Source organism: Patescibacteria group bacterium (assembly GCA_024654625.1).
Classification (GTDB): domain Bacteria; phylum Patescibacteriota; class Minisyncoccia.
The window spans coordinates 1-21861 of sequence record JANLHB010000034.1 but is presented as its reverse complement, the minus strand read 5'-3'; the positions used below and the strand labels follow the sequence as shown (position 1 = coordinate 21861).

At 40.3% G+C, this 21861-nt stretch carries 19 protein-coding genes and 3 tRNA genes; 16 read left to right on the top strand and 6 right to left on the bottom strand.

Features of this window, described 5'->3' with window-relative positions:
• Positions 1-4 precede the first annotated feature (4 nt).
• From NUV40_03520 to NUV40_03495, 6 genes are all read left to right on the top strand, one after another.
• Positions 5-76: transfer RNA gene (locus NUV40_03520), tRNA-Arg, on the top strand.
• An 11-nt stretch (positions 77-87) separates the two neighbouring features.
• Positions 88-161, top strand: a tRNA-Ala gene (locus tag NUV40_03515).
• 120 nt (positions 162-281) lie between these two features.
• On the top strand, positions 282-521 hold the full coding sequence (locus NUV40_03510; GenBank protein MCR4342938.1) for a GIY-YIG nuclease family protein: 240 nt from the start codon (positions 282-284) through the stop codon (positions 519-521).
• A 95-nt stretch (positions 522-616) separates the two neighbouring features.
• On the top strand, positions 617-850 hold the full coding sequence (locus tag NUV40_03505) for a helix-turn-helix domain-containing protein (GenBank protein ID MCR4342937.1): 234 nt from the start codon (positions 617-619) through the stop codon (positions 848-850).
• A gap of 2 nt (positions 851-852) precedes the next feature.
• Entirely contained in the window at positions 853-1365 is a 513-nt protein-coding gene (locus NUV40_03500; GenBank protein ID MCR4342936.1) for a dihydrofolate reductase family protein, read from the top strand.
• A 2-nt stretch (positions 1366-1367) separates the two neighbouring features.
• Positions 1368-1955 carry a hypothetical protein gene (locus tag NUV40_03495; GenBank protein MCR4342935.1) on the top strand — a complete coding sequence of 196 codons (588 nt, stop codon included), beginning with the start codon at positions 1368-1370 and terminating at the stop codon, positions 1953-1955.
• A gap of 203 nt (positions 1956-2158) precedes the next feature.
• Here NUV40_03495 and lon read toward each other — a convergent pair whose 3' ends face one another.
• Positions 2159-4453, bottom strand: coding sequence for an endopeptidase La (gene lon, locus NUV40_03490; GenBank protein MCR4342934.1), 2295 nt, complete (start codon positions 4451-4453; stop codon positions 2159-2161).
• A 141-nt stretch (positions 4454-4594) separates the two neighbouring features.
• Here lon and NUV40_03485 point away from each other — a divergent pair, with 141 nt between their 5' ends.
• The 7 genes from NUV40_03485 (at position 4595) to NUV40_03455 (ending at position 10388) form a co-directional block, all read left to right on the top strand.
• Positions 4595-5842, top strand: coding sequence for a glycosyltransferase family 4 protein (locus NUV40_03485; protein MCR4342933.1), 1248 nt, complete (start codon positions 4595-4597; stop codon positions 5840-5842).
• 17 nt (positions 5843-5859) lie between these two features.
• Positions 5860-7077, top strand: a complete 1218-nt coding sequence (locus tag NUV40_03480) for a glycoside hydrolase family 57 protein (protein ID MCR4342932.1) — start codon at positions 5860-5862, stop codon at positions 7075-7077.
• Positions 7078-7101: 24 nt separating this feature from the next.
• Positions 7102-7422 (top strand): hypothetical protein, encoded by a 321-nt coding sequence (locus NUV40_03475; protein MCR4342931.1) that lies wholly within the window; start codon positions 7102-7104, stop codon positions 7420-7422.
• A gap of 2 nt (positions 7423-7424) precedes the next feature.
• A complete protein-coding gene (locus tag NUV40_03470) occupies positions 7425-9416 on the top strand; it encodes a glycoside hydrolase family 15 protein (GenBank protein MCR4342930.1) in 1992 nt (663 codons plus the stop codon).
• A 161-nt stretch (positions 9417-9577) separates the two neighbouring features.
• Positions 9578-9892 carry a hypothetical protein gene (locus NUV40_03465; protein ID MCR4342929.1) on the top strand — a complete coding sequence of 105 codons (315 nt, stop codon included), beginning with the start codon at positions 9578-9580 and terminating at the stop codon, positions 9890-9892.
• A gap of 104 nt (positions 9893-9996) precedes the next feature.
• Entirely contained in the window at positions 9997-10302 is a 306-nt protein-coding gene (locus NUV40_03460; protein ID MCR4342928.1) for a hypothetical protein, read from the top strand.
• Between the two features lie 14 nt (positions 10303-10316).
• Positions 10317-10388 (top strand) — tRNA-Phe (locus NUV40_03455).
• A 146-nt stretch (positions 10389-10534) separates the two neighbouring features.
• Here the strand turns inward: NUV40_03455 and NUV40_03450 are convergent.
• From NUV40_03450 to NUV40_03435, 4 genes are all read right to left on the bottom strand, one after another.
• Positions 10535-11209, bottom strand: a complete 675-nt coding sequence (locus NUV40_03450; protein MCR4342927.1) for a transposase — start codon at positions 11207-11209, stop codon at positions 10535-10537.
• A gap of 141 nt (positions 11210-11350) precedes the next feature.
• The gene (locus NUV40_03445; GenBank protein ID MCR4342926.1) at positions 11351-11839 is read right to left on the bottom strand and encodes an Hsp20/alpha crystallin family protein; all 489 of its coding nucleotides are present in this window, start codon (positions 11837-11839) and stop codon (positions 11351-11353) included.
• Between the two features lie 47 nt (positions 11840-11886).
• A complete protein-coding gene (locus tag NUV40_03440; GenBank protein ID MCR4342925.1) occupies positions 11887-12615 on the bottom strand; it encodes a PrsW family intramembrane metalloprotease in 729 nt (242 codons plus the stop codon).
• Entirely contained in the window at positions 12603-14705 is a 2103-nt protein-coding gene (locus NUV40_03435) for a valine--tRNA ligase (GenBank protein ID MCR4342924.1), read from the bottom strand. Before NUV40_03435 ends, NUV40_03440 begins: the two co-directional genes overlap by 13 nt.
• A gap of 88 nt (positions 14706-14793) precedes the next feature.
• Here NUV40_03435 and NUV40_03430 point away from each other — a divergent pair, with 88 nt between their 5' ends.
• Positions 14794-16068: a nucleotide sugar dehydrogenase gene (locus NUV40_03430; protein ID MCR4342923.1), complete on the top strand. Its 1275-nt coding sequence runs from the start codon at positions 14794-14796 to the stop codon at positions 16066-16068.
• Between the two features lies 1 nt (position 16069).
• On the opposite strand, the gene tsaD is transcribed toward NUV40_03430, so the two are convergent.
• Positions 16070-17356: a tRNA (adenosine(37)-N6)-threonylcarbamoyltransferase complex transferase subunit TsaD gene (tsaD, locus tag NUV40_03425; protein ID MCR4342922.1), complete on the bottom strand. Its 1287-nt coding sequence runs from the start codon at positions 17354-17356 to the stop codon at positions 16070-16072.
• Between the two features lie 193 nt (positions 17357-17549).
• Here tsaD and NUV40_03420 point away from each other — a divergent pair, with 193 nt between their 5' ends.
• Positions 17550-18641, top strand: coding sequence for a hypothetical protein (locus NUV40_03420; GenBank protein MCR4342921.1), 1092 nt, complete (start codon positions 17550-17552; stop codon positions 18639-18641).
• A gap of 153 nt (positions 18642-18794) precedes the next feature.
• Positions 18795-21527 carry a DUF11 domain-containing protein gene (locus NUV40_03415; protein MCR4342920.1) on the top strand — a complete coding sequence of 911 codons (2733 nt, stop codon included), beginning with the start codon at positions 18795-18797 and terminating at the stop codon, positions 21525-21527.
• Positions 21528-21861 lie beyond the last annotated feature (334 nt).

Genomic DNA, 21861 nt, shown 5'->3' with positions numbered 1-21861 from the left:
ACATCCCCTCGTAGCTCAATGGATAGAGCAATCCCGTCCTAAGGGAGAGATGGAGGTTCGATTCCTTTCGAGGGGATATGAAAGACCGGGCCTATAGTTCAGTGGTAGAATACATCCATGGCATGGATGAGGTTGGAGTTCGATTCTCCATAGGTCCACCACTTCGCTCTCTCGTATACTCGAGAGCTACGCGGTGCTAGCACAAATGTTGAAGTTCAGATAAAATGTAAATAGCAAACAAGGCGAAGTGGTGTCCCGCGGAACCTTGGTGAAGTGGGATTATGTATTATGTTTATATTTTACAAAGCGAGAAAGATGCCAGTCGATATATTGGTGTTACCGAAGATTTAAAACGTCGTCTAGGTGAACATAACAATGGCAGTGCTCGCTACTCAAGCACGAAACGACCATATAAAATAGTTTGGTATTCAGCATTTACGGAAAAAGTTCGAGCGTATGAATTTGAAAAATATCTTAAGTCAAGCTCAGGTTATGCTTTTACAAAAAAACATTTAATATGAATCTTTGGTATTATTGAGAAAATTCACTACATAAGTCTCACTTACGTAACCTCCTAGAAACATATCGCAATAGATGATATTGTGGGGATAGTGTAATGGGCAGCGCAAAACCGACAATCGTCGTCGGTTCGGCAAGAAGTGGACCAAAAAGGTACCTGACCCCTTTAATCCTAAAAAAGCGTATGTCGCAAGGCGACATTTGCCAAGCGATTGATATGGATAGAAGTTATATGAGTGCGATTGAAAGCGGCAAGAAAAACATCACCTTGATTGTTTTAGAAAAATTGGCAAATGCGCTTGGTGTTTCGGTTGATGAGTTATTGAAATAATTATGAAACAAAAAATCATTTTATACATGGCGATAAGTTTGAACGGCATGATCGCTAAGAGCGACGACGACACAAGATGGATTTCAAAAGAGGAGTGGGACAATTATAGTTTGGCTGTGCGAACCGCCGGTAATCTTGTTGTTGGTCATCGTACTTATGGCATACTTACGAAACAGCCAGAATTTGCGGAATTCAAAGATGTAAAACTTGTCGTCGTCGCTCAAGAGGATTTCCAAACTTTAGTACAAAATCATTTAGTCGCTCATTCGCCAAAAGAAGCGTTAAAACTTTTGAGCGATTTTGAGCGAGTTGTTGTCGCAGGTGGTAGCATGCTTAACGCTTCTTTTGTTGAAGAAAATTTGGTTGATGAAATTTTTATCGATATTGAGCCGATAATTTTAAGTCAAGGTATCCCACTTTTCAGAGATAAAAATTTTGAGCGGAACCTAAAATTAGTCGGGCAAAAGCAAATAAGTGATAATGAGATACAGCTTCATTATGAAGTTTTGAAATAGTTATGGATATAAAAATTATTCTTACAATAATCGCCACGCTCATCGGAATTGTAGCTTTCTTCCCATATCTAAAAGATACTTTCTCGTTAAAAACAAAACCCCATGCTTATACTTGGCTTATTTGGGCAATTACTCAAGGGACGGCAGTTTTTGGAATTTGGTATGGAGGAGGTGGCTGGGGTGCGTTAAATTTAACAGTTGGCACACTTTTTGTTATTGCAGTTTTTCTTTTTTCGTTAAAATACGGAACAAAAAATATTACCAAAAGCGACACGGCTATTTTGATTGCCGCTCTATCCGCGATTGTAGTTTGGTGGCAATTAGATAAACCACTTATTTCTGTAATAATGGTTTCGGCGATTGATGTAATCGGTTATGTTCCAAGTTTCAGAAAATCATATCAAGAGCCGTGGAGCGAAACTTTGGTTTCTTGGATTTTATTTTCAGTATCAAATATTTTTGCGATATTGGCATTAAAAGAATACAATTTATTAACTGTGACTTATCTTGCCGCGATAACATCTGCCAATATCGCACTTTTTCTGTTTTGTTTTTTCAGAAGGCGGCTTGTCCCTAAACCTGTATTGTAATGACTGGCGGCGAAAAAATTTTGGGCTTCCCGCGAGGGCGCGGCGGAAGGGGGGTTTAAGGGGGGAATTCCGCCGCGCCCGAGCGTTCCGCCGGAGCGAAGCGGAGGCGGTCAGTTTCGTTCAAAAAAAGTTCGCGCAAAGTTTAGAATACACCACCAACATAAAAACAGCCATACGGCTGTTTTTATGTTGGTGGTGTGTCGTTATTTCAGAATAATTTTTAAGACTTCGTCCATATGTTTGACGAATTTGAATTTAAGTTCTCGTCTCGCTTCATCGGGAATGTCGGCTAAATTCTTTTCATTTTCTTTCGGCAGAATCATTGTTTTGACACCTGCCCTGTGGGCGGCAAGCGCTTTTTCTTTTATCCCGCCGATTTCCAAAATCTTCCCCGAAAGTGTTATTTCGCCGGTTAAAGCGATTTCTTTTTTTACTTTTCTTTTTGTCAGCGTCGAAGCCAGGGCGGCGGCGATGGCGATGCCGGCAGACGGCCCGTCTTTTGGGATGGCACCGGAAGGAACATGAATATGGATGTCGTTTTTGCGGTAAAAATCTTTTTCAAATTTAAGTTCGTGGCTTTTTGAACGGATGTAAGATAAAGCGGCCTTTGCCGATTCCTGCATTATTTCGCCAAGTTGCCCGGTTAAAATCAGGTTGCCTTTGCCAGGCATAAGAATGGTTTCAATAATTATGATTTCTCCGCCAGCTGGAGTCCATGCGAGGCCGGTTGCCGCGCCGATTTCGTCTTTTTCCTCACTCATTGTTATTTTAAATTCTTCGGGTCCTAAGTAATCAAAAAGATTGGTTTCTCTTACGGAGATTTTTTCCTTGGCGGTTCCTTCGGCGATTTTTTTGGCGGCTTTTCTGGCGATTTTTAAAAGTTGCCTTTCAAGATTTCTCACACCGGCTTCACGCGTGTATTTGCCGATGATTTTTTTAATAACTTCGTCATTTATCAAAAGTCGTTTTTCATCCAATCCGGATGAGGAAAGCGCGCGAGGGAGCAGAAATTTTTTGGCAATATGAAATTTTTCTTCGTCAGTGTAACCGGGAAATTCAATGATTTCCATCCTGTCGCGCAGGGCTGGCGGAACAGGATCAAGTATGTTGGCTGTGGTGATAAAAATAACTTCCGAAAGGTCAAACGGCGTTTCAAGATAATGATCGGAAAAAGCGTAGTTTTGTTCCTGGTCTAAAACTTCTAAAAGGGCGGCTCCCGGGTCGCCTCGGAAGTCAGCACCTATTTTGTCTATTTCATCGAGCATAAAAACCGGATTTTTCGTTTCGGCGGTTTTCATCCCCTGAATAATCCTGCCTGGCAATGCTCCTACATAAGTTCGCCGGTGTCCGCGGATTTCGGCTTCATCGCGGATACCACCAAGGGAAATTCTGACGAATTTTCGGCCGAGGGCACGGGCGATTGATTTACCAACGGAAGTTTTACCGGTCCCAGGAGGACCGACAAAGCACATAATCGTTCCTCGTCCTTTGCCTTTCGTCAGTTTTTGGACTGCCAGGTATTCCAGGATTCTTTCTTTTGTTTTTAAAAGTCCGTAATGATCTTCGTCTAAAATTTTTTTTGCCTTTTTAAAATCAATAACGGTTTTGCTTTTTTGAGACCATGGAAGCTCCGCCATCCAGTCAAGATATGCGCGAATGTATGGCGCTTCAGCGCTTAAAGTCGACATTGCCCTGAGCCGGCTTAATTCTTTAAGGGCTTTCTTCTCCGCGGTTTCTGACATTTTTACTTTTTTGATTTTTCTTTCAAGTTCCGAGTATTCCTCTTCTTCTTTGGTTATTCCGAGTTCTTTCTGAATCGCTTGGAGTTGTTCCTTTAAAATAAATTCTCTTTGTTCTTTGGTCATTTTTTTTTCCACTTCATGTTGAATTTTTTGTTCCGTTTCGGCAACATTTAATTCTTTTGCTAATTTTTCATTAAGAATTTCAAGCCGTTTTTTGACATCCGTGGTTTCCAGAAGCTCTAATTTTTCCGGAAAATCCAGTCTTATTGCCGAGGCGATAAGGTCGCTCATCCGGCCTGCCGGAATGTGGTCTTTCTGGATTTCGGAAACGATTAAAAGCGGAATAATTCCTTCAATTTGAATCAGTTTTTTTAATTGGTCAAAAACGCTTCTTGAAAGCGCTTCCAACTCAGTTGTTTCTTCAACTTTTACTTTAATGGGTTCAATCTCAGCTTTTTTAATTTCTTTTTCCTCAAAAAGGCGGAAAAGTTCAACTCTTTCCAATCCTTCAATGGCGATACCGATAATGGAAGGAGAAAGGTGCCAAAATTGAATAATACGGCTTTTAGTGGCAATGCGGCTCATTTCCCCGTTTTTTTTGAAAGCAAAGACAATAGAGTGGTCGTCTTGGGAAGCGATTTTTACGGCGTCAACCATCTCTTTTTCTTCAAGAATAAGGGATATTTTTTCTCCTGGAAGAATTGCGATTTTTCTCAAAACCGCGGCGGGATAAATTTCACGGCCGCTTTTATTCATTTAATAATTATATCATAATAACATGTCCACCAATAGGAATTTTTGATTAGACGCAGTTTTTTCACTTTTTATTTTGCTTGCTTTTGTTTTTAGGTTATAATTAATTTAGTAAACTCGCGCTTGCCGACGAGGATATATTAAATGGCAACAAAAATTCTTATGTTTGGATGGGAGTTCCCACCGCACAATAGCGGGGGATTGGGAGTCGCATGCAAGGGGCTTTCAATGGCCTTGGCTAGTCGCGCGTTTGAGATAATTTTTGTGCTTCCTAAGAGAGTTGATGTTTCTGAAAGTCGCTTGAAGCTTGTTTTTGCCGACATTGATTATAATATAAAGGTTAGAGCGATTGATTCTCTAATATATCCATACATAACCTCTACAGAATACAGCGCGCATCTTTCAAGCGGGCATTCTTCGGTTTATGGTAGAAATCTTATGGAAGAGGTAATCCGTTACGCCGTTAAAGCTTCCGACATTGCAAGGCATAATGATTTTGATGTTATCCATGCTCATGACTGGCTCTCATTTCCGGCTGGCATTCATGCTAAGAAAGTTAGCGGTAAGCCGCTTATCGTTCATGTTCACGCGACAGAGTTTGACAGGACAGGCGGCAAAGGTGTAAATCAAGAAGTCTACGAGATAGAAAGAAGAGGAATGGAAGAAGCTGACGCTATTATTGCGGTAAGCAACTTCACTAAAGATATAATTGTTAGGCATTATGGCATCAACCCGGAGAAGATAAATGTCGTTCATAACGGAGTGGAGGAAGGAGAGTTTAACCATCATCTTTTGCCTCCGGAAAATCTGATGAGACTTAAGGAAGACGGCACGAAGATAGTGCTTTTTGTAGGGAGAATTACTCTTCAGAAAGGTCCGGATTATTTTATAAGAGTGGCAAAGAAAGTTTTAGATTATAATCCAAAAGTTCTTTTTATAGTTTCGGGGTCAGGTGATATGGAAGCGCAGATTCTAAATGACGCCGCTTATCTTGGCATCTCAGACAAAATTTTATTTACCGGTTTCTTGCGAGGCGACGAGCTGAATCAAATTTTTAAATTAGCCGATCTTTATATCCTCCCTTCTGTGTCAGAGCCGTTTGGTATCACTCCGCTTGAAGCCTTGATGAACAAGACTCCCGTTTTAGTGTCTAGGCAATCCGGCTCTTCCGAGGTCCTTTCTCACGCGCTTAAGGCTGATTTTTGGGATATAGATGATATGGCGCATAAGATCCTCGCCGTCTTGGAATACGAACCGCTCAGCCAGTGTCTTACAGAAAATGGGCACGCTGAGGTTAAAAATATAAATTGGCACAAAAGCGCAGATAAGTGTATCAATGTTTATAAAAAAGTTTTAAATAGTTTTAATAATTATAAAGAGAGAGTTGCTTAAGTTTAAGTATTAAGATAATGCCAGCCGTCTGCTTATATTTTCAAGTACACCAGCCTAGGCGTATTAAGAAATATCGCGTTTTTGATATTGGTAAAGATAGTAATTATTTTAACGATGATTCAGAAAGCGACTTAAACAATAGGCGAATTCTTGAGAAAGTAGCCAATAAATGTTATTTGCCAACCAATAAGATTATGTTGGAGCTCTTAGAGAAGCACCCGGAATTTAAGATCACCTATTCTATCTCAGGCATAGCATTAGAACAAATGGAGGAATTTTACCCTGAAGTGCTTGAGTCATTTCAGAAGCTCGCTATGACAGGCAGGGTAGAGATATTGAGCGAGACATACTATCATTCTCTGGCCTTCGTTCGTTCAAAAGAAGAATTTAGGAAACAAGTAGCTTTGCATAGGGATAAAGTAAGACGCTTATTTTACCAAGATCCTAGGGTCTTTAGAAACACGGAACTTATCTATAACAATGAGTTGGCCCAAGAGCTGGAGAAGATGGGTTATGAGGGGGTGTTAGCGGAGGGGGCGGACCACATCCTTGATTGGCGCAGTCCGAATTTTGTTTATAAGCCGGTTGGTACAGAAAGGATAAAACTTTTTCTGAAGAATTATAAGCTCTCGGATGATATCGCTTTTCGTTTTTCTTCTCGGGATTGGAGCGAGTACCCTCTTGATGCCCCTAAATTTGCAAGCTGGGTCTCTGCCGTAAATGGCGGAGGCGAAGTAGTAAATCTTTTTATGGATTATGAGACTTTTGGCGAGCACCAATGGGAGGATACCGGTATATTTGATTTTCTCCGCGCTATGCCGGGTGAGATTTTAAAGCACCCTGACAATAGTTTCGTCACACCGAGCGAGATGGTGCGCAGATTTAATAATGTTGCCGAGCTTGATGTGCATCACTTTATCTCTTGGGCTGATATTGAGCGTGATTTGTCTGCTTGGCTTTCCAATCCGATGCAATATGACGCCTTAAATAAGCTTTACGATATTGAGCCTGATGTTTTGAAAACTATGGATAAGGATATTATCGATGACTGGCGGAAGATGCAGACCTCGGATCACTTCTATTATATGTGCACTAAATGGTTCTCAGATGGCGACGTGCATAAGTATTTTAATCCATATGAGACTCCTTATGATGCTTTTATATCATTTATGAATGCTTTTAATGATCTTAAATTAAGAGTTAAAGAGAAAAATAAAAAATGGTCGATTATATAAATTATAATTTGTTATAATATTACTATGACAGTAAAGACAAAAGTAAAGAAGGCGTCGTTAAAAATAAAAAAGAAGAAAGCTCTTACAGTCGCTTCGCCGGAGATATGTTTTTGGGTGAATAGCGGTCCTGTCTTAAGAAGCTTACCTGACTTGGCTGAAGCTTTGAAGACTATGTCTGACGAACAGTATTCTTATCATGTCAATGAAAATAAGAATGATTTTTCAAGGTGGATTGAAGATGTTTTAGAAGACAAGATTTTAGCAAGGATGCTTATGAAATATAAAACAAGGACAGGCACACTAAAGGCAGTAAGCACTCGTTTAAAAGATTTTTATAGAATTTAAGAATGTCTAAATCATTAGTGCTGGGGAATGGAAATATTCTAGTAGGCTTGGATAAATTTGGCCAAGTAAGCGATTTTTATTCTCCTCGTGTCGGTCTTGAAAACCAAATGGGCAAAAATCTCGTCCATAAGATTGGTATATTTGCAGATGGTCGCTTTAGCTGGATTTCAGATGGCACGTGGAATATCTCTATTAAGTATAAAGACGAGACACTTGCTTCTGATATTAAAGCTTTAAATAACAGTATTGAGATAGAAATAGATTTTCTTGATATTGTTTATAATGAGAAAGATATTTTTATAAGAAAAGCGGTTGTTAAAAATTTAGCTTCACGAAAAAGAGAAGTAAAGATTTTTTTTCATCAGCAGTTTGATATGTATGGGAACTCTGACGGCGATACGGGGTATTATGACCCGGATAGGAAAGTGATAGTGCATTATGAAGGTCGGCGAGTTTTTATAACCGGAGGACTTTGTGACGGAAGAAGTTTTAATGATTATAGTATTGGTATTTTTGCTATTGAAGGAAAAGAGGGGACATGGAAGGACGCCGAAGACGGTGTCTTAGATAAGAATCCGGTTGAGCACGGATCGGTTGACTCGGTAGTTTCTTTTAGTTTTGAAATTGAAGCTGGAGAAGAAAAAGAAGTGATTTTATGGACGTCAGCCTCAACAACCCTAAAGAAGGCTCAAGAACTTCATGATTATATTCTTGAAAAGACTCCCGGTCATCTTATAGAGACTACACAGGATTTCTGGAGGGCGTGGGTCAATAAAAGCAATTTTAATTTTTTTGGATTAAAAAAAGATGCCGGTGATTTGTTTAAAAAATCTCTCCTTATAATAAGAACGCATATTGATAATGACGGCGCAGTGATAGCTTCTTGCGATTCGGATATGCTTCAGAACGGACGCGATACCTACGCCTATATGTGGCCGAGAGACGCCGCTTTTACCGTCCTTTCTCTTGATAAGGCCGGATACAATGATATTGCCAGAAGGTTCTTTTCTTTCTGTAACGATATTATAAGCACGGAAGGTTATTTCTTTCATAAATACAGGTCAGATAAATCAATAGGCAGTTCTTGGCATCCGTGGATAAGGAACGGCAAGAGACAGCTTGCCATACAAGAAGATGAAACCGCCCTCGTCTTATATTCTCTCTGGGAACATTATAAGATAAGCAAAGATTTGGAATTTATTGAGAGTATATATAATTCTTTGATTAAAAAGTCGGCTGAATTTTTGATTGAATACAGAAACAGCGATACTCATCTTCCGCATGAAAGTTATGATTTGTGGGAGGAAAAATATGGAGTTTCCACTTTCACGGCTTCGGCTGTCTATGGCGCGCTTGTTTCCGCAAGTAACTTTGCGAAGCTTTTAGGCAAGGAAGAAGACGCTAAGCGTTACGAGCTTGTGGCTTTGGATATAAAACAAGCTGTCATTGAACATCTTTATAACAAAGAAGGACGTTTCTTTTATAAACTTATGGATACAAGAGACGGGAATGAGATTTATTATGACCCTACAATAGATGCTAGCAGTTTCTATGGGGTGTTCAGGTTTGGTGTGCTTGATAAGGATGACAAGATGTTGAAAGATTCGTACGAGACGCTAAAAAGGAGACTTTTCTCTAAAACAGAAGTGGACGGCGTCTTTCGTTATGAAGGGGATAGATATTATCAGGTGGGAAATGATGCGCCGTCTAATCCGTGGTTTATCACTACTCTATGGGTTGCAGAATATCAAATTGAATTGGCAAAAAATGAAAAAGATTTAGAGGATGTAAAAAGCTGGCTCGATTGGGCTGTTAAATACGCTCTGCCTTCAGGAGTCATGCCGGAACAGCTTAACGCTTATACAGGCGAGCAAATTTCGGCATCCCCTCTGACTTGGAGTCATGCCGGTTTTGTGTTGGTTGTTGAGCGGTACCTTGAGAAACTTGAAGAGATGGGGATATGCAAGGCTTGTAATCCTATAAAAGAGCTTTGATTTAAGTAATCCACATGGTCTTGTATTTTTTATAGATAGTTGTATAATAAATTTAGAGGATAAAATATAAAGAAAGGAGGTTGTTGTCGCTGTGTGGAGGCAGTAAAAGGCAATGGATGGCCGTTTTTTAAAAATTATTTATAAGAAAGAAAGGGGAAATTATGTCAAAGAAGGTTATGGCAGACTGCGAGGGGTGTCACTCCAAGGAAGACAGATGTGTTGTGAAGACGAAGGCTGGGGCTTTTATCGTCCAGCCGTCAATAAACGGGAGGAGGGTCTGCGCCCCGACTTCTAAAAAAGGGGATTGGATCACTCCCACCGTGGACGAGTGCCTTGGCGGAGTGGTCACGCCCAATCATCTTCTAGAGACACTTGAGCGCAACATCATCACCGCGCTCAAGACTACAAAGGGTATCGTGCACATGGAACTCTCCTATGCGCACATGGACGCCCGTTTGTCGCCGTTGCCGCTGTAACCTTTCGTCCTCAGCCTGTCGTTGCTCTTTTGCGACGACAGGCTATTTTTTTTGCCATTTTTCTTTATTTTGGTATACTGTTTGAAGTGGAACCGACAAGCGATTTGAAAAATCTAATCCGCGAGAATATAAGGATTGCGGAAGATAACAACCGCCTTTTGCGGAAGATTGTCAGCGCTAATAGATGGGCGCGGATTTTTAAATTGTTATATTGGGTTATAATAATCAGTTCTATGGTAGGGGTTTATTATTATGTCCAACCAATACTTATAGATATACTAGATACATATAAGGGGTTGGTTTCCGGAGTGCAAGGTATCCAGAAGACGGGCGAGGCAGTAGGTGGAGCGGTTAATCCAAACAATATCTCTCCTGACCTTATAGAAAAGATAAAAAAATTGTTTCCGTAAAAATGAAATTTAATGCCTGGGTAGCTCAGTGGTAGAGCACTGCTCTGAAAAAGCAGGGGTCGGCAGTTCGATCCTGCCCCCAGGCACATAGTGAATACAGCTTAGTTTGCCCGCCCTGCGGAAGGAAAGTAACATTTATTAGATGTATTAAAACATTTATCAGACGTCCGACGTCTGATAAAGGAAAAGGGAGGGGTGTTATATCCCTATATTCATTTTATATTTATTATATTTATACTTCGAATTTCGTTGGATCTTTTGTCTTTTCTTTAGCGGTGCTTTCATTAACAAAATCATGATACTCAGATTTCTTTAAAAATTGATTGAGGATAATTTCTGGTTTGATTAAATTACCCCACCTATTTTTTTTGACAAAATCAGAAAAACTTGACCATCTATATTGATCCTCTTTATTTTTCCATGTGCGTAATTCCCGCGGATTTCGGTGTAAATACGCCGATACATGTAATAATTGGGTATTATCTTTAATATGGACCGCATTATATGCACCTTGGAATAAATGTCCTGACACTTTATATTTTGTATTGAAGTATTTTGCATAGCCACCAAGAGCCCTCTTCATAAGGCGAGCAATACCTCCGTCTTTTAATTCGAGTGCAGTTATATGTATATGATTCGGCATCAACACAAATGCAACGATTTCAACTTCGCGATTTTCCTCATCCGGATCTCCTCTCTTTTGATATGTAAATGACCCACTACTCAAAAATCTGGTAACCGCACCACTAATGTTATTAAAGCTTTCATTGTATTGAAAATAGAGAAGGCAAAAAAGAAAACGCGCGTAGTCGCGATTATCGAGAAAAATATTTTTTTTCCCTACACCACGCGTGTAAAGATGATAGTATTCTCCAGCTGAGACATCAATATCTTTTGCTCGTGTCATATGTATTATTATTTCATATATACCCATCTTATGTCAAACGTCGGACGTCTGATATGGTGATGAATAGGGATCCTGCCCCCATGTACCAGTTAAAAACCGTCCGTTCTCTAACTGGCGAGCGGACGGTTTTTTTTATTTAATCTATGAGCTCTTTATTTTGAGTTTTTGTTTTCTTTCTTTATCTACTTTAGGAAGCTTGATTATAAGAAGTCCTTCTTTTAGTGAAGCCTCGGATTTTTCCGTGTCAACTTCTTGAGGAAGGAGCACTGACCTTGAAAATGGTCCCCAATATAATTCTTGGCAATAATAATCTTCTTGTTTTTGTCCTCCGTGAGGATTTTTTCTTTTACCGCGGATAGTTATCATCTCTTGGCTTATCTCCACATCTAAGTCTTCTGGTTTAACGCCGGCTAACATTGATTGAATAATGATATATTCGTGGTCTTGAAGCAAGTCTATTGTGAGCTGAGCCTCTTCTTCCTCTTCCAACCATTCGTCATTGTTCATATTTTCTAAAGATTCTTTCTCTAATTTTTTTTTCTCTTCTCCAAAAGATACAAATTCATCGTCTTCTTTTATGGTGGCGCTTCCGGTGAGTCTTTCAAAAAATGATTGTTTATTTTTTCTCATATTCATATTTTTATTAAACATTTTTTTGTATGTAAGTGTTAGAATTCTTATTCTAATTTTATTTGTTTTAGTTTTATTCTTTTAACTTTTTCAAAAGCCAGGATTATTATGATTGTAAAAATCCATAGACCTAAAAATACATTTAAACTGTTTTGTCCTGGCATCTTTATTATATATAAATTGAAAATAGCATGCAATAAAGTCGCGAGGATAACCCCGATACTTAAATAGGTTATTTTGATTGTTTTTCTGCGATAATATGACATTGCAATACTTATGCCTATAACTGCCGAAGTCATACTGTGAAGAAGGTTTGCTCCTAAGAAGCGCATATCTCCGGTTAGGAAGCCTATTGTCATACCTCCATCTTTGAATGTGCTTATAAGGAAAAATATATTTTCCATAGCGGCAAAACCAAGACTCGCTATTATCAGATACATTACGGCGTCTATCGGTTCGTCAAAGTTTTTTGATTTTAGGGCCGGCCTGGCGGCGAAGTATTTCATAATTTCTTCTATGAAGGCAAGAGAAAGCAGGAATATTATTCCCTTGTCGATATTTATGGCATTTTGACCTTTAATAAGCAAATGAAGCAAATATTCCAGGGCTAGCGCCATAAAGACAAAAATCATTCCGAATATAAATGTTAGCACAATAAGCCTTTTTGGCTCAGGATATTTCCTGTCTTCTTTAAGCCAAAACCAAAGCCAAATAAGAGCAGGGATAATCCCCGTCGCAAGAGGCATAAGTATGCTAAATGTTATTAAGCTGGCCATTTTTGGATTATTAAAGGCTTAGTGTCTTTTGCGGGGCTGTTTTGCCATATCTCTTCTGTGATGAAAGGCATAAAAGGATGAAGGAGCTTTAGGATGTTCACGAGCGTATAAGATAATATGATCTTAACATCCTTTGTGTCTTTTGATTTTGAAATCTCAATGTATTTATCGGCAAAATCATGCCAGATAAAATTATATAGAGCGTGAAGCGCTTGTCCGAAATTATATTCTTCAATATCTTTATTAATCAATTCAATTGTTTCTGATAAATTTTTAAGTAAAGAGTCGCCGTCCGCGCCATCTAATGCATCATAATTTTTGCTCTTTGGATCATTCTCTCTCGGTAATTCATAGTGAAAATCGTCACCAACTTTTTGGATTACAAAACGGCTTATATTCCATAATTTATTTGCGAATTTCTTGCCGGCCAAGAGGTGAGATTCGTCGAATTTCATATCTTGATTTCCCATCATTTGGTAGATAAGACCGAAGCGCGTCGCATCAGCGCCATATTTGTTTATAAGGTCTATAGGGTCCACTCCTGTGCCAAGCGACTTAGACATTCTTCTTCCATCTTTTGCGAGGACGGTCGGATGAATGATAATATTTGTAAATGGCGGTGTTTCGTCCATAAATTCAAGTCCGGAGAAAATCATTCTTACTACCCATAAGTTTATAATGTCTCTTGCGGTTGAAAGCACTTGAGTAGGGTAGAAGTCTTTTAGGTCATTAGAGCCTTTATCAGGCCAGCCAAGTGTGGCAAATGGCCAAAGGGCTGACGAGAACCAAGTATCAAGCACATCGTCAGTGCCTTCAAGCGGGATCTTGTGCCCCCACCAGATTTGGCGTGAAATACACCAATCGCGGATATTTTCGAGCCAATCAGTAGAAAGTTTCTTCCATCGTTCATCATTAAATTTAACTTTTTCGCTTTCAAGCGTTTCTTTGGTCTTTTGGGCAAGCTCTTTCATCTTCAGAAACCATTGATTGCTCGGCTGTGGCTCTATGACGGAGTTGCATCTATAGCACTTTGATATGCGGTGAGTATGTTCCAGAGACTTTTCTAAGAGATTAAGTGCTTTAAGTTTTTCTATCACTTTTTCCTTCGCGTCTTTACTTGATAGGCCCTCAAATTCTTCCCCAGCCTCTTTAGTCATCTTTCCATACGGATCTATTATCTTTAATTTTGGCAGGTTATGCCTGTCGCCAATCTCTGAGTCAATGATACTGTGAGAAGGGGTCACTTTTACAGCGCCTGTCCCGAATTCTTTGTCTATGGCGATATCGGCAATTATCGGTATTTCTCTGTCTGCAATCGGTAAAATCAGCATTTTGCCGATTAGGTCTTTATATCGGTCGTCTTTCGGGGATACGGCCACCGCTGTGTCACCGAGCATTGTCTCCGGTCTTGTTGTGGCGACAGTTATAAATTTACTCGTGTCGTCTTTTAGCGGGTAATTTATATAATATAAGACACCTTTTTCTTCCTCATATTCAAGTTCAAGGTCAGAGAGTGATGTTTGGCATCTTTTGCACCAGTTTATAACGCGCTCTCCTTGGTAGATAAGCCCTTTGTTGTAATATTCCAAGAAGGCTTTTTCAACAGCTTTTTGATAATCTTCATCCATTGTGAAGCGAGTCCGAGACCAATCGCATGATGCGCCGAGTTCTTTGAGTTGTCCAAGTATTTTGTTGCCATATTCTTCTTTCCACTCCCAGACTTTCTCAAGAAATTTTTCCTTTCCAAGGTCATGCCTGGTGATGCCTTCTTTTTTTAATTTTTTCTCAACTACATTTTGGGTGGCGATACCGGCGTGGTCTGTCCCCGGTAGCCAGAGTGTTTTATATCCTTCCATCCTTTTTTTTCTTATTAGGATATCTTGGATTGTGGAATTTAATGCATGCCCCATGTGGAGTACGCCTGTTACGTTAGGGGGAGGTAATACTATGGTAAAGGACTTTCTTGAATTCGGATTATCATCTTCTGGCTGATGCGCCTCGGGCGCAAAAAAACCCCCCTCTTCCCAGAGTTTATAAATTTTTCCCTCAGTCTCTTTTGGGTCGTAAGGGCTTAATAGTTTTTCGTTCATACAATAAATGATATCAGAAAAACGCTTTAATTCAAATTATTTTTCTATTGATATTAATGTTATTTATTGGTAGAATTTATTAAAATATATGCAAAAAGAATCTAAGACAATAGCAGTTATCGGCTTAGGCTATGTTGGTTTGCCGCTTGCTTTATTATCCAGAAAGAAGGGGTATCGTGTTATGGGCATAGATATTGATGAGAAAAAAATTAATTCCATAAAGAATAATACTTCTCCATTTAAAGATGAAAAGATTGATGCAGATCTTAAAAAATATTCTATTGAAGCCACTACTGATTTTAGAAAAGTTAATGAAGCAGATATTATTATAATCTGCGTACCTACTCCGGTTGATAAAGATAATATGCCCGATTTGTCTCCCGTAGAGAATACATGTAAAAGTGTCGGTCCTTTTTTGAAGAAAGGACAATTGGTTGTGTTGGAATCAACTGTTAATCCTGGCGTTTCAGAGACGGTCGTCTTGCCGTTACTTGAAGAGTCTTCCGGGTTGAAAGGAGGAGATGATTTTTACCTTGTTCATTGCCCGGAGAGAATAAATCCCGGTGATAAGAAATGGAGTGTAGAAAACATAGATCGTGTAATCGGAAGTTTGGATGATATCGGTCTCATTAAGGCGGTTGAATTTTATGAATCAATTATTTCCGGCAATATAAAACGTATGGGGTCTCTTAGGGAAGCTGAGGCTGTCAAAGTGGTAGAGAATTCTTTTCGTGATATAAATATTGCCTTTGTTAATGAACTTGCTATGTCATTTGACCATCTTGATATTGATGTAGTTAGGGTTATTGAAGGGGCTTCTACAAAGCCGTTTGCTTTTATGGCTCATTATCCGGGTTGCGGTGTTGGCGGGCATTGCATTCCGGTAGATCCTTATTATCTGATTGAGTATGCAAAAAAAAGCGGTTTTGATCATAAGTTTCTTTCTTTAGCTCGCCGGATAAATAGTAATATGCCTAAATTTACAGCAGATCAAGTTGTAAATATCTTAAATAAAAATGAAATACCGGCAGAAGGGACTAAGATTGCTGTCTTGGGTCTCTCGTATAAACCGGAGATTGATGATATGAGAGAAAGTCCGGCTGTAAAAATAATAGAACATCTTAAAGATGCCGGACTCTCAGTTTCTTCGTATGATCCTTTTATTTCTTCTGCGGAGAGTCTTTCTAGTGCTATTTGCGGCGCAAAGGCGGTGGTTGTTGCTACGGCTCATAATGTTTTCAAAGAGATTGATCCGGAATATCTGGTAGAAAAAGGCGTGCGTATCGTTGTGGATGGGCGCAATTGCCTAGATAAAGAAGCTTTTATTAAAGCCGGTATTAGCTATAAAGGGATAGGCAGGTAGTTTATCTAAGTCTAAGATTTCCGTTAGCTTTGAGTTTGGAAATATCTTTAATAGCCGGATTTTTTACTCCAATTATCCTTAGATAAGCCGCCATGGCTATCATGACGGCATTATCCGTGGAGAGTTCTTTTGGCGGGAGTATTAAATCCACAGAGTTTTCAGCCGAAGATTCTTTTAACCGTTCCCTTAGTCTTGTATTTGAAGCTACTCCTCCGCCTATTATTATCGTTTTGGCTTTATATTTTTTAGCGGCATTTATTGTCTTAGACACGAGGACATCTACGACAGCCTCTTGGAATTCATGGCAAATTGACGATATCGTTGTTTTGTTGAGTTTGTGATCCTTGGCTCCGCTATCTTTAGCTTCTTTTAACTCCTTTATTTTATAAAGCACAGCCGTTTTAAGCCCGGAAAAAGAAAAATCAAGATCGCCTGAGTTTATCATTGGCCTCGGTAGGCTAAGCTTATAGCTTATAGCTGTTGGCTTATAGTTTTCTGCTAAGTGAGAAATTTTTGGTCCTCCTGGGTATCCGAGGTTTAACATTCGCGCTACTTTATCAAAGGCTTCGCCGACAGCGTCGTCGCGTGTTTCTCCTATTATTTTATAATCAAGCCATTTTTTTATAAGCACAAGTTCGGTGTGCCCACCCGAGACTAAGAGTGAGATAACTGGAAATTGAAAACTTTTTTTCGTGCTTCGTGCTTCGTGCTTCGTGCTTTCTCTATTTTGCGGGAGCAAAGCAGAGAGGATATGTCCCTCCATATGATTTATAGGAATAAGGGGTTTATTCCAAAGATAGGCTAGCGCTTTAGCAAAGTTTATTCCAGCCCATAAAGCCGGTTCAAGTCCTGGACCGTAAGTTACGGCGATAGCGTCCACTTTTGGGGTTTTTATCTTCGGAAATTCTTTTAGTGATCGTCTTAACAGTTCTGGTTCGCGTTCCAGTATTTTCCTCAAGGTGACACCTTGGAAACCTGTCCAAGGTGAGTCCCTGGAGGAGATGTCTAGTATTTTTGCCTCTTTTAGCGCTTTTTTTAGGACTGGGATTAGATTTTTCTCATGTTCGCGGCGCGCGAGATTCGGGACAACGCCACCCCACTTGGCGTGAAGTTTTATTTGCGATGAAACGATATTTGAAAGGATTTTGACTTGTGGCCGTCTATATTTAATGGAAGGTTTATGGCTTGCGCTTTTTCCGTTTTCCCGACCTGAAGAGGGAGTTCTTTTCGCATAAATAATGCTTATTGCTGTTTCATCACAACTCGTTTCAATGGCAAGTATTCTCATACTTTTAAAGTATAGATGATAAGTAAAAATAGAGCAAAAAATAACATGATAAGGAGGGTTTAAAATGTTATCAACAAGATGTTGACGATTTTGAGTAAGAAGCGTATAGTCTAGTATCTAGAAGCAGTTCTTTAATAGATTGAATAACTAATTGGCAGGCTATTTTCTGCCTTAAAAATGACAGGAGGCATAAATGAAAGGCGTGAATTTGGCAGTATGTTTGTCGTTGGCGGTGATAGCTTTGTTGGCTGGTTGCGCCAGTCAAAAAGAGCTATTCCAATATAGCGGTCCGCCGCCTGAGGCGTATGGTAAATATGCGCCTTATGATGTAGAGGATGCCGCAAAAAATGCCATTGTTCATCATGATGGAGATAATACTGTTTGCCCTAAGGATGACCCTGTGTCTGATCCGGGCAGGCAGGCTAATTATATCCATTTAGGAAGAAATCCTGTTGATCCGGATCGCGGGTATGATTCCGGTAAGGAGTTTCTCGTAAGACTCAAACAGGATAAGCTTTTAAAGGTTGAACAAAAGGGCGGTAAGTGGGTGAAAGGGACTCTTCCTCTTGGGACTGTGCTTGTAGTTGATACCACTGGTAAGGTGCTTCGTATTTGCAGTTGTGCAAACGGAGTCACGTTGCTAAGCGGTGAAGCATTGAGGGTAGAGTTGCCCGCTGTTTCTCTTGAGGTGGAGACATTGCCTCCAGCCGGAGTAACTTCTTCGGAGGCTATCCTTCAAGGCGTCGTCACTTCCAAAGATCAAGCAATCGCTTGGTTTGTATATTGGAGAGATGGCGGTAATAATAAGTTTGCCACAAGACCTCAATATGCAAATGGCGGACTGGTGGAGTCCAAGCTTACTAACCTGGATGCAAATTCCCGATACTTTTATCAGGCAGTGGCGATAAATATTGCCGGTAAAAGAGAAGGAGGAACTTTCTGGTTCTTAACTGACAGAAACTGCATTGGGAAGGGCACTATCGCTTCAGGTACAGGAGGATTCTTCCTTACTTTTGGGTTGGCGAATATCGCTAATCCTGTAGGATGGGGTTCCATGGCTGTCGGTACTGGTCTTAGTGCTTATGGCATTATAGACAAGGACTCAGACCCAACGTGTAAAGCGGTCGCTGGCCTTTTTGGTGGCACTGTCGGCGCAATCAGTGGTATTAGCTACCATAATGCACGCCAATCGGGCAGTGTTTCATCTGGAGGACCGGGATCAAGTCCTCCAACAGAACCCGGACCAGAACCGCCAAATGGACCGGCGTCAGTTCCTGGCAATTAGTTTGATTTAGTTTTAAGTAGAATGTCTCTTCCTGTACTGCATGGATATTATCTATACAGTGCAGGAAGGGACTCATTTTTAAGTTTTTAATCCGCCACGGCGGATTAAAAACTTAAAAATGAGTAAAAAATTATAAATATAATCAATAAAAATATGTATAATAAAATTATAAACAATAAAATAAAATCAGCTCTTTTGGCAGTAGTGGCTTTGATTGTTGTTTTCGCTCCTATGTATGGCGCGCTTGCTTCTACTTTTAATAATGATCCGCAAGATAATCCGACTTTCAGGATATCAAATTATACGAAAAATCCAGGCTGTTCCACTTGCTGGACATCTTCGGCCTCTGCTAACCAGGGTGAGATAGTGAGCTTTGATATCTATTACCATAACACCGGCAGTCAGACGGCAAACAATGTCACTCTTAGGTCCACACTTCCGTCCGGCACTTTCACTAGCGCTAATATCCCTGTCGTTATCACAGACAGCGCCGGCGGTCAGGCGAGTGGAAGCGTATCTCTTAACTTAACTTCAGCACAGACTCTTACCTTCATCCCCGGTTCTGTAAAATGGTACCCGAACCAGACTCTTATCGCGCAAGCACTCCCTTTGGGGCAGAACGGCAGTGAGGTGGTGGGCTCAGGGCTAAATATAGGAAGCATCGCTCCGGGTTGGGCAACTCAAGGTCATGTCGTCTTCAGAGCGTTAGTGGGCAGTGTCAGTCAGCCTCAAGCTAGTGCGCCTATTGTGAACACTACAACAGCTACAAACATCTCTACAAGCTCAGCTACTCTAAATGCCACTGTTAATCCTAATGGTTCAAATACAAATGTTTGGTTTGAGTATGGCGCATCTCCCGGATCGCTTTCTAATATGAGTTCATCTCAGAGTATTGGCGGGGGGACTTCAAGTCTGAATGTTTCTGCGGGGGTATCAGGCCTCTCTTCAAATACTACTTATTATTTCAGAGCAGTGGCGCAGAATTCTGCCGGCACCAGTTATGGTAATGTTTTATCTTTTACAACCAGTTTCTCTGGAGGCGGAGGCGGAGGTACAAATATAAGTTCGCCGACAGTATCAACTAACGGCGCGACAAATATCTTGAGTGATTCAGCCGTATTAAATGCCGTAGTAAGTCCTAACAACGACTTAACTGCTGTTTGGTTTGAGTATGGCACTTCCAGCGGTTTCTTTAGTCTAACTACCAATTCGCAGAATATCGGTTCTGGCAGTTTCGGTGTAAACACTTCTGTAAATATATACGGTCTTTCTTCAAACACCACTTATTACTTCAGGGCGGTGGCGCGAAATTCAGCCGGCACTAATTATGGCAATATTCTGTCTTTCACTACCGGCTTCTATGGCGGAGGAGGTGGCGGGGGAGGAATTTCAGCGCCTATTGTTACTACAAACTTCGCTTCAGGTATCTCTAGAGATACAGCTACTCTAAATGCCACTGTTAATCCTAATGGTTCGTTCACGAATGCTTGGTTTGAATACGGCAACTCTCCGAGCTCTATGCCCCTGTCTTCTTCTATTCAGTCTGTCGGTTCAGGCAACTTCAATTACAATATTTCCTCAAGCATATTAAATCTTTTGCCAAACACCACTTACTACTTTAGGGTAGTGGCGCAAAATTCCAATAGTATCGCTTATGGCACCACGCTTTCGTTTACTACAACTTTTGCCAGTGGCACAAGCTCTCTTGGTCCTAATGTCTCCACTCTTGAGGCTACCAATGTCGGTCTGACTTCAGCGATATTAAACGCTATGGTAAATCCAAACAACGTCAGCACCGACGTTTGGTTTGAATATAATTCTTCAATAGATAAAGTATATCGAGTGACTCCTGTCCGTTCGGCCGGGCAAAGCAATTACGCTATAAAAGTGTCGGCTGAAGTTAGAGATCTTTTGCCAAACACTTTATATGACTTTAGGATTGTCGGTAAAAATCTATACGGCACAAATTACGGCAGTCAGATGTCTTTCTTTACTTCGCTTGGCGGAGTAAATGTGATAAGGACAGGCGGACTCCCTTCTATCTTTACAAAGCCGGCATATTCCATTACTTCAAATTCCGCTATTTTAGATGCTTCTGTAAATCCAAACAACAGCGCAACAAACGTGTGGTTTGAGTATGGCGCATCTGCCGGTTTGCTAGGTAGTAAAACTACATTTAGAAACGCGGGTATGGGCAATAATTATGTAGACTCTCCGATAATTGCGCAAGGACTTTTGCCTAACGCTACATATTATTATAGGCCGGTAGCGCAGAATTCAGCCGGTATAAGTTATGGAGTGGTAAATAGTTTCACTACAGGCGGTATAAAGTTAAGTATTCCGGCTACGACTCCGGTTGTTAAAGCTTTTAGACCGCTCTTGGTTAGATTTGAAGTGGATAAAAGCGAGGTGAATGTTGAAGGTAAATTAAAATATCTTATCGTTATAAAAAATGAGAATGACTCTTCTGTGAAAATAGTTCAACTTTCTTTAGGTATGCCGGAGAATATTGAAATAGTAGATTATGATATTCCGCTTTCAAATGGCGATGATTCAGGTATATTGTCAGCTAATCTTGGTACCCTTGGCGGGGGAGAAGAGATAGTAAAAACGGTAACAGGGAGAGTTAGGACTAATGCTAAAGTAGGAGATGTATTGACGGCTATTGCCAGTGTTAATTATCAAGACACTTCAGGTAGCTCTCAGCCTATAATCTCTTTGTCTGCTTCTTCTGTGGTGGGGGATGGTTTTGGACTTGGAGCTTCAATCTTTGATGCCTTAAAGACACTTTCTTTCTCAAGTTGGCTTATTTTGATTTTGATAGTAACGCTTGCGGTAATCTCGGTTTTATTGATTAAAGCTAAGAGGATAATAAATCTCAAGTAAACACTTTTCCAAGGTGACACCTTGGAAAATTTTGGGATAATTAAATCCCTAGGTGGTAACGGAAGAGGTGAGATTCGGTCAGGAGTCGCTATTTACATAGTCACTTCGCTTCTTATAAATATGTGCTCACGACCCTGGCTCGGCAGACCGAAAAGTTTTACAAACTTTTCCCTGCCTCCGCCTTTCGAATCTCTACTCCACTAAACTAACGCAAAATTTTAATACCGTTTCTATAGGTATTAAAATTGGCCGTTGCGGTGTGTATTAAACAAAGTTCGAATGTATTTTGCTGATAATCCTGATGCCGACTAATCGCACGCGCGGAGCGCGTGGT

Coding starts and splice junctions, on each gene's coding strand:
- NUV40_03510 (MCR4342938.1), top strand. CDS start 282: ATGTATTATGTTTATATTTTACAAAGCGAGAAAGATGCCAGTCGATAT.
- NUV40_03505 (MCR4342937.1), top strand. CDS start 617: ATGGGCAGCGCAAAACCGACAATCGTCGTCGGTTCGGCAAGAAGTGGA.
- NUV40_03500 (MCR4342936.1), top strand. CDS start 853: ATGAAACAAAAAATCATTTTATACATGGCGATAAGTTTGAACGGCATG.
- NUV40_03495 (MCR4342935.1), top strand. CDS start 1,368: ATGGATATAAAAATTATTCTTACAATAATCGCCACGCTCATCGGAATT.
- lon (MCR4342934.1), bottom strand. CDS start 4,453: ATGAATAAAAGCGGCCGTGAAATTTATCCCGCCGCGGTTTTGAGAAAA.
- NUV40_03485 (MCR4342933.1), top strand. CDS start 4,595: ATGGCAACAAAAATTCTTATGTTTGGATGGGAGTTCCCACCGCACAAT.
- NUV40_03480 (MCR4342932.1), top strand. CDS start 5,860: ATGCCAGCCGTCTGCTTATATTTTCAAGTACACCAGCCTAGGCGTATT.
- NUV40_03475 (MCR4342931.1), top strand. CDS start 7,102: ATGACAGTAAAGACAAAAGTAAAGAAGGCGTCGTTAAAAATAAAAAAG.
- NUV40_03470 (MCR4342930.1), top strand. CDS start 7,425: ATGTCTAAATCATTAGTGCTGGGGAATGGAAATATTCTAGTAGGCTTG.
- NUV40_03465 (MCR4342929.1), top strand. CDS start 9,578: ATGTCAAAGAAGGTTATGGCAGACTGCGAGGGGTGTCACTCCAAGGAA.
- NUV40_03450 (MCR4342927.1), bottom strand. CDS start 11,209: ATGACACGAGCAAAAGATATTGATGTCTCAGCTGGAGAATACTATCAT.
- NUV40_03445 (MCR4342926.1), bottom strand. CDS start 11,839: ATGAGAAAAAATAAACAATCATTTTTTGAAAGACTCACCGGAAGCGCC.
- NUV40_03440 (MCR4342925.1), bottom strand. CDS start 12,615: ATGGCCAGCTTAATAACATTTAGCATACTTATGCCTCTTGCGACGGGG.
- NUV40_03435 (MCR4342924.1), bottom strand. CDS start 14,705: ATGAACGAAAAACTATTAAGCCCTTACGACCCAAAAGAGACTGAGGGA.
- NUV40_03430 (MCR4342923.1), top strand. CDS start 14,794: ATGCAAAAAGAATCTAAGACAATAGCAGTTATCGGCTTAGGCTATGTT.
- tsaD (MCR4342922.1), bottom strand. CDS start 17,356: ATGAGAATACTTGCCATTGAAACGAGTTGTGATGAAACAGCAATAAGC.
- NUV40_03420 (MCR4342921.1), top strand. CDS start 17,550: ATGAAAGGCGTGAATTTGGCAGTATGTTTGTCGTTGGCGGTGATAGCT.
- NUV40_03415 (MCR4342920.1), top strand. CDS start 18,795: ATGTATAATAAAATTATAAACAATAAAATAAAATCAGCTCTTTTGGCA.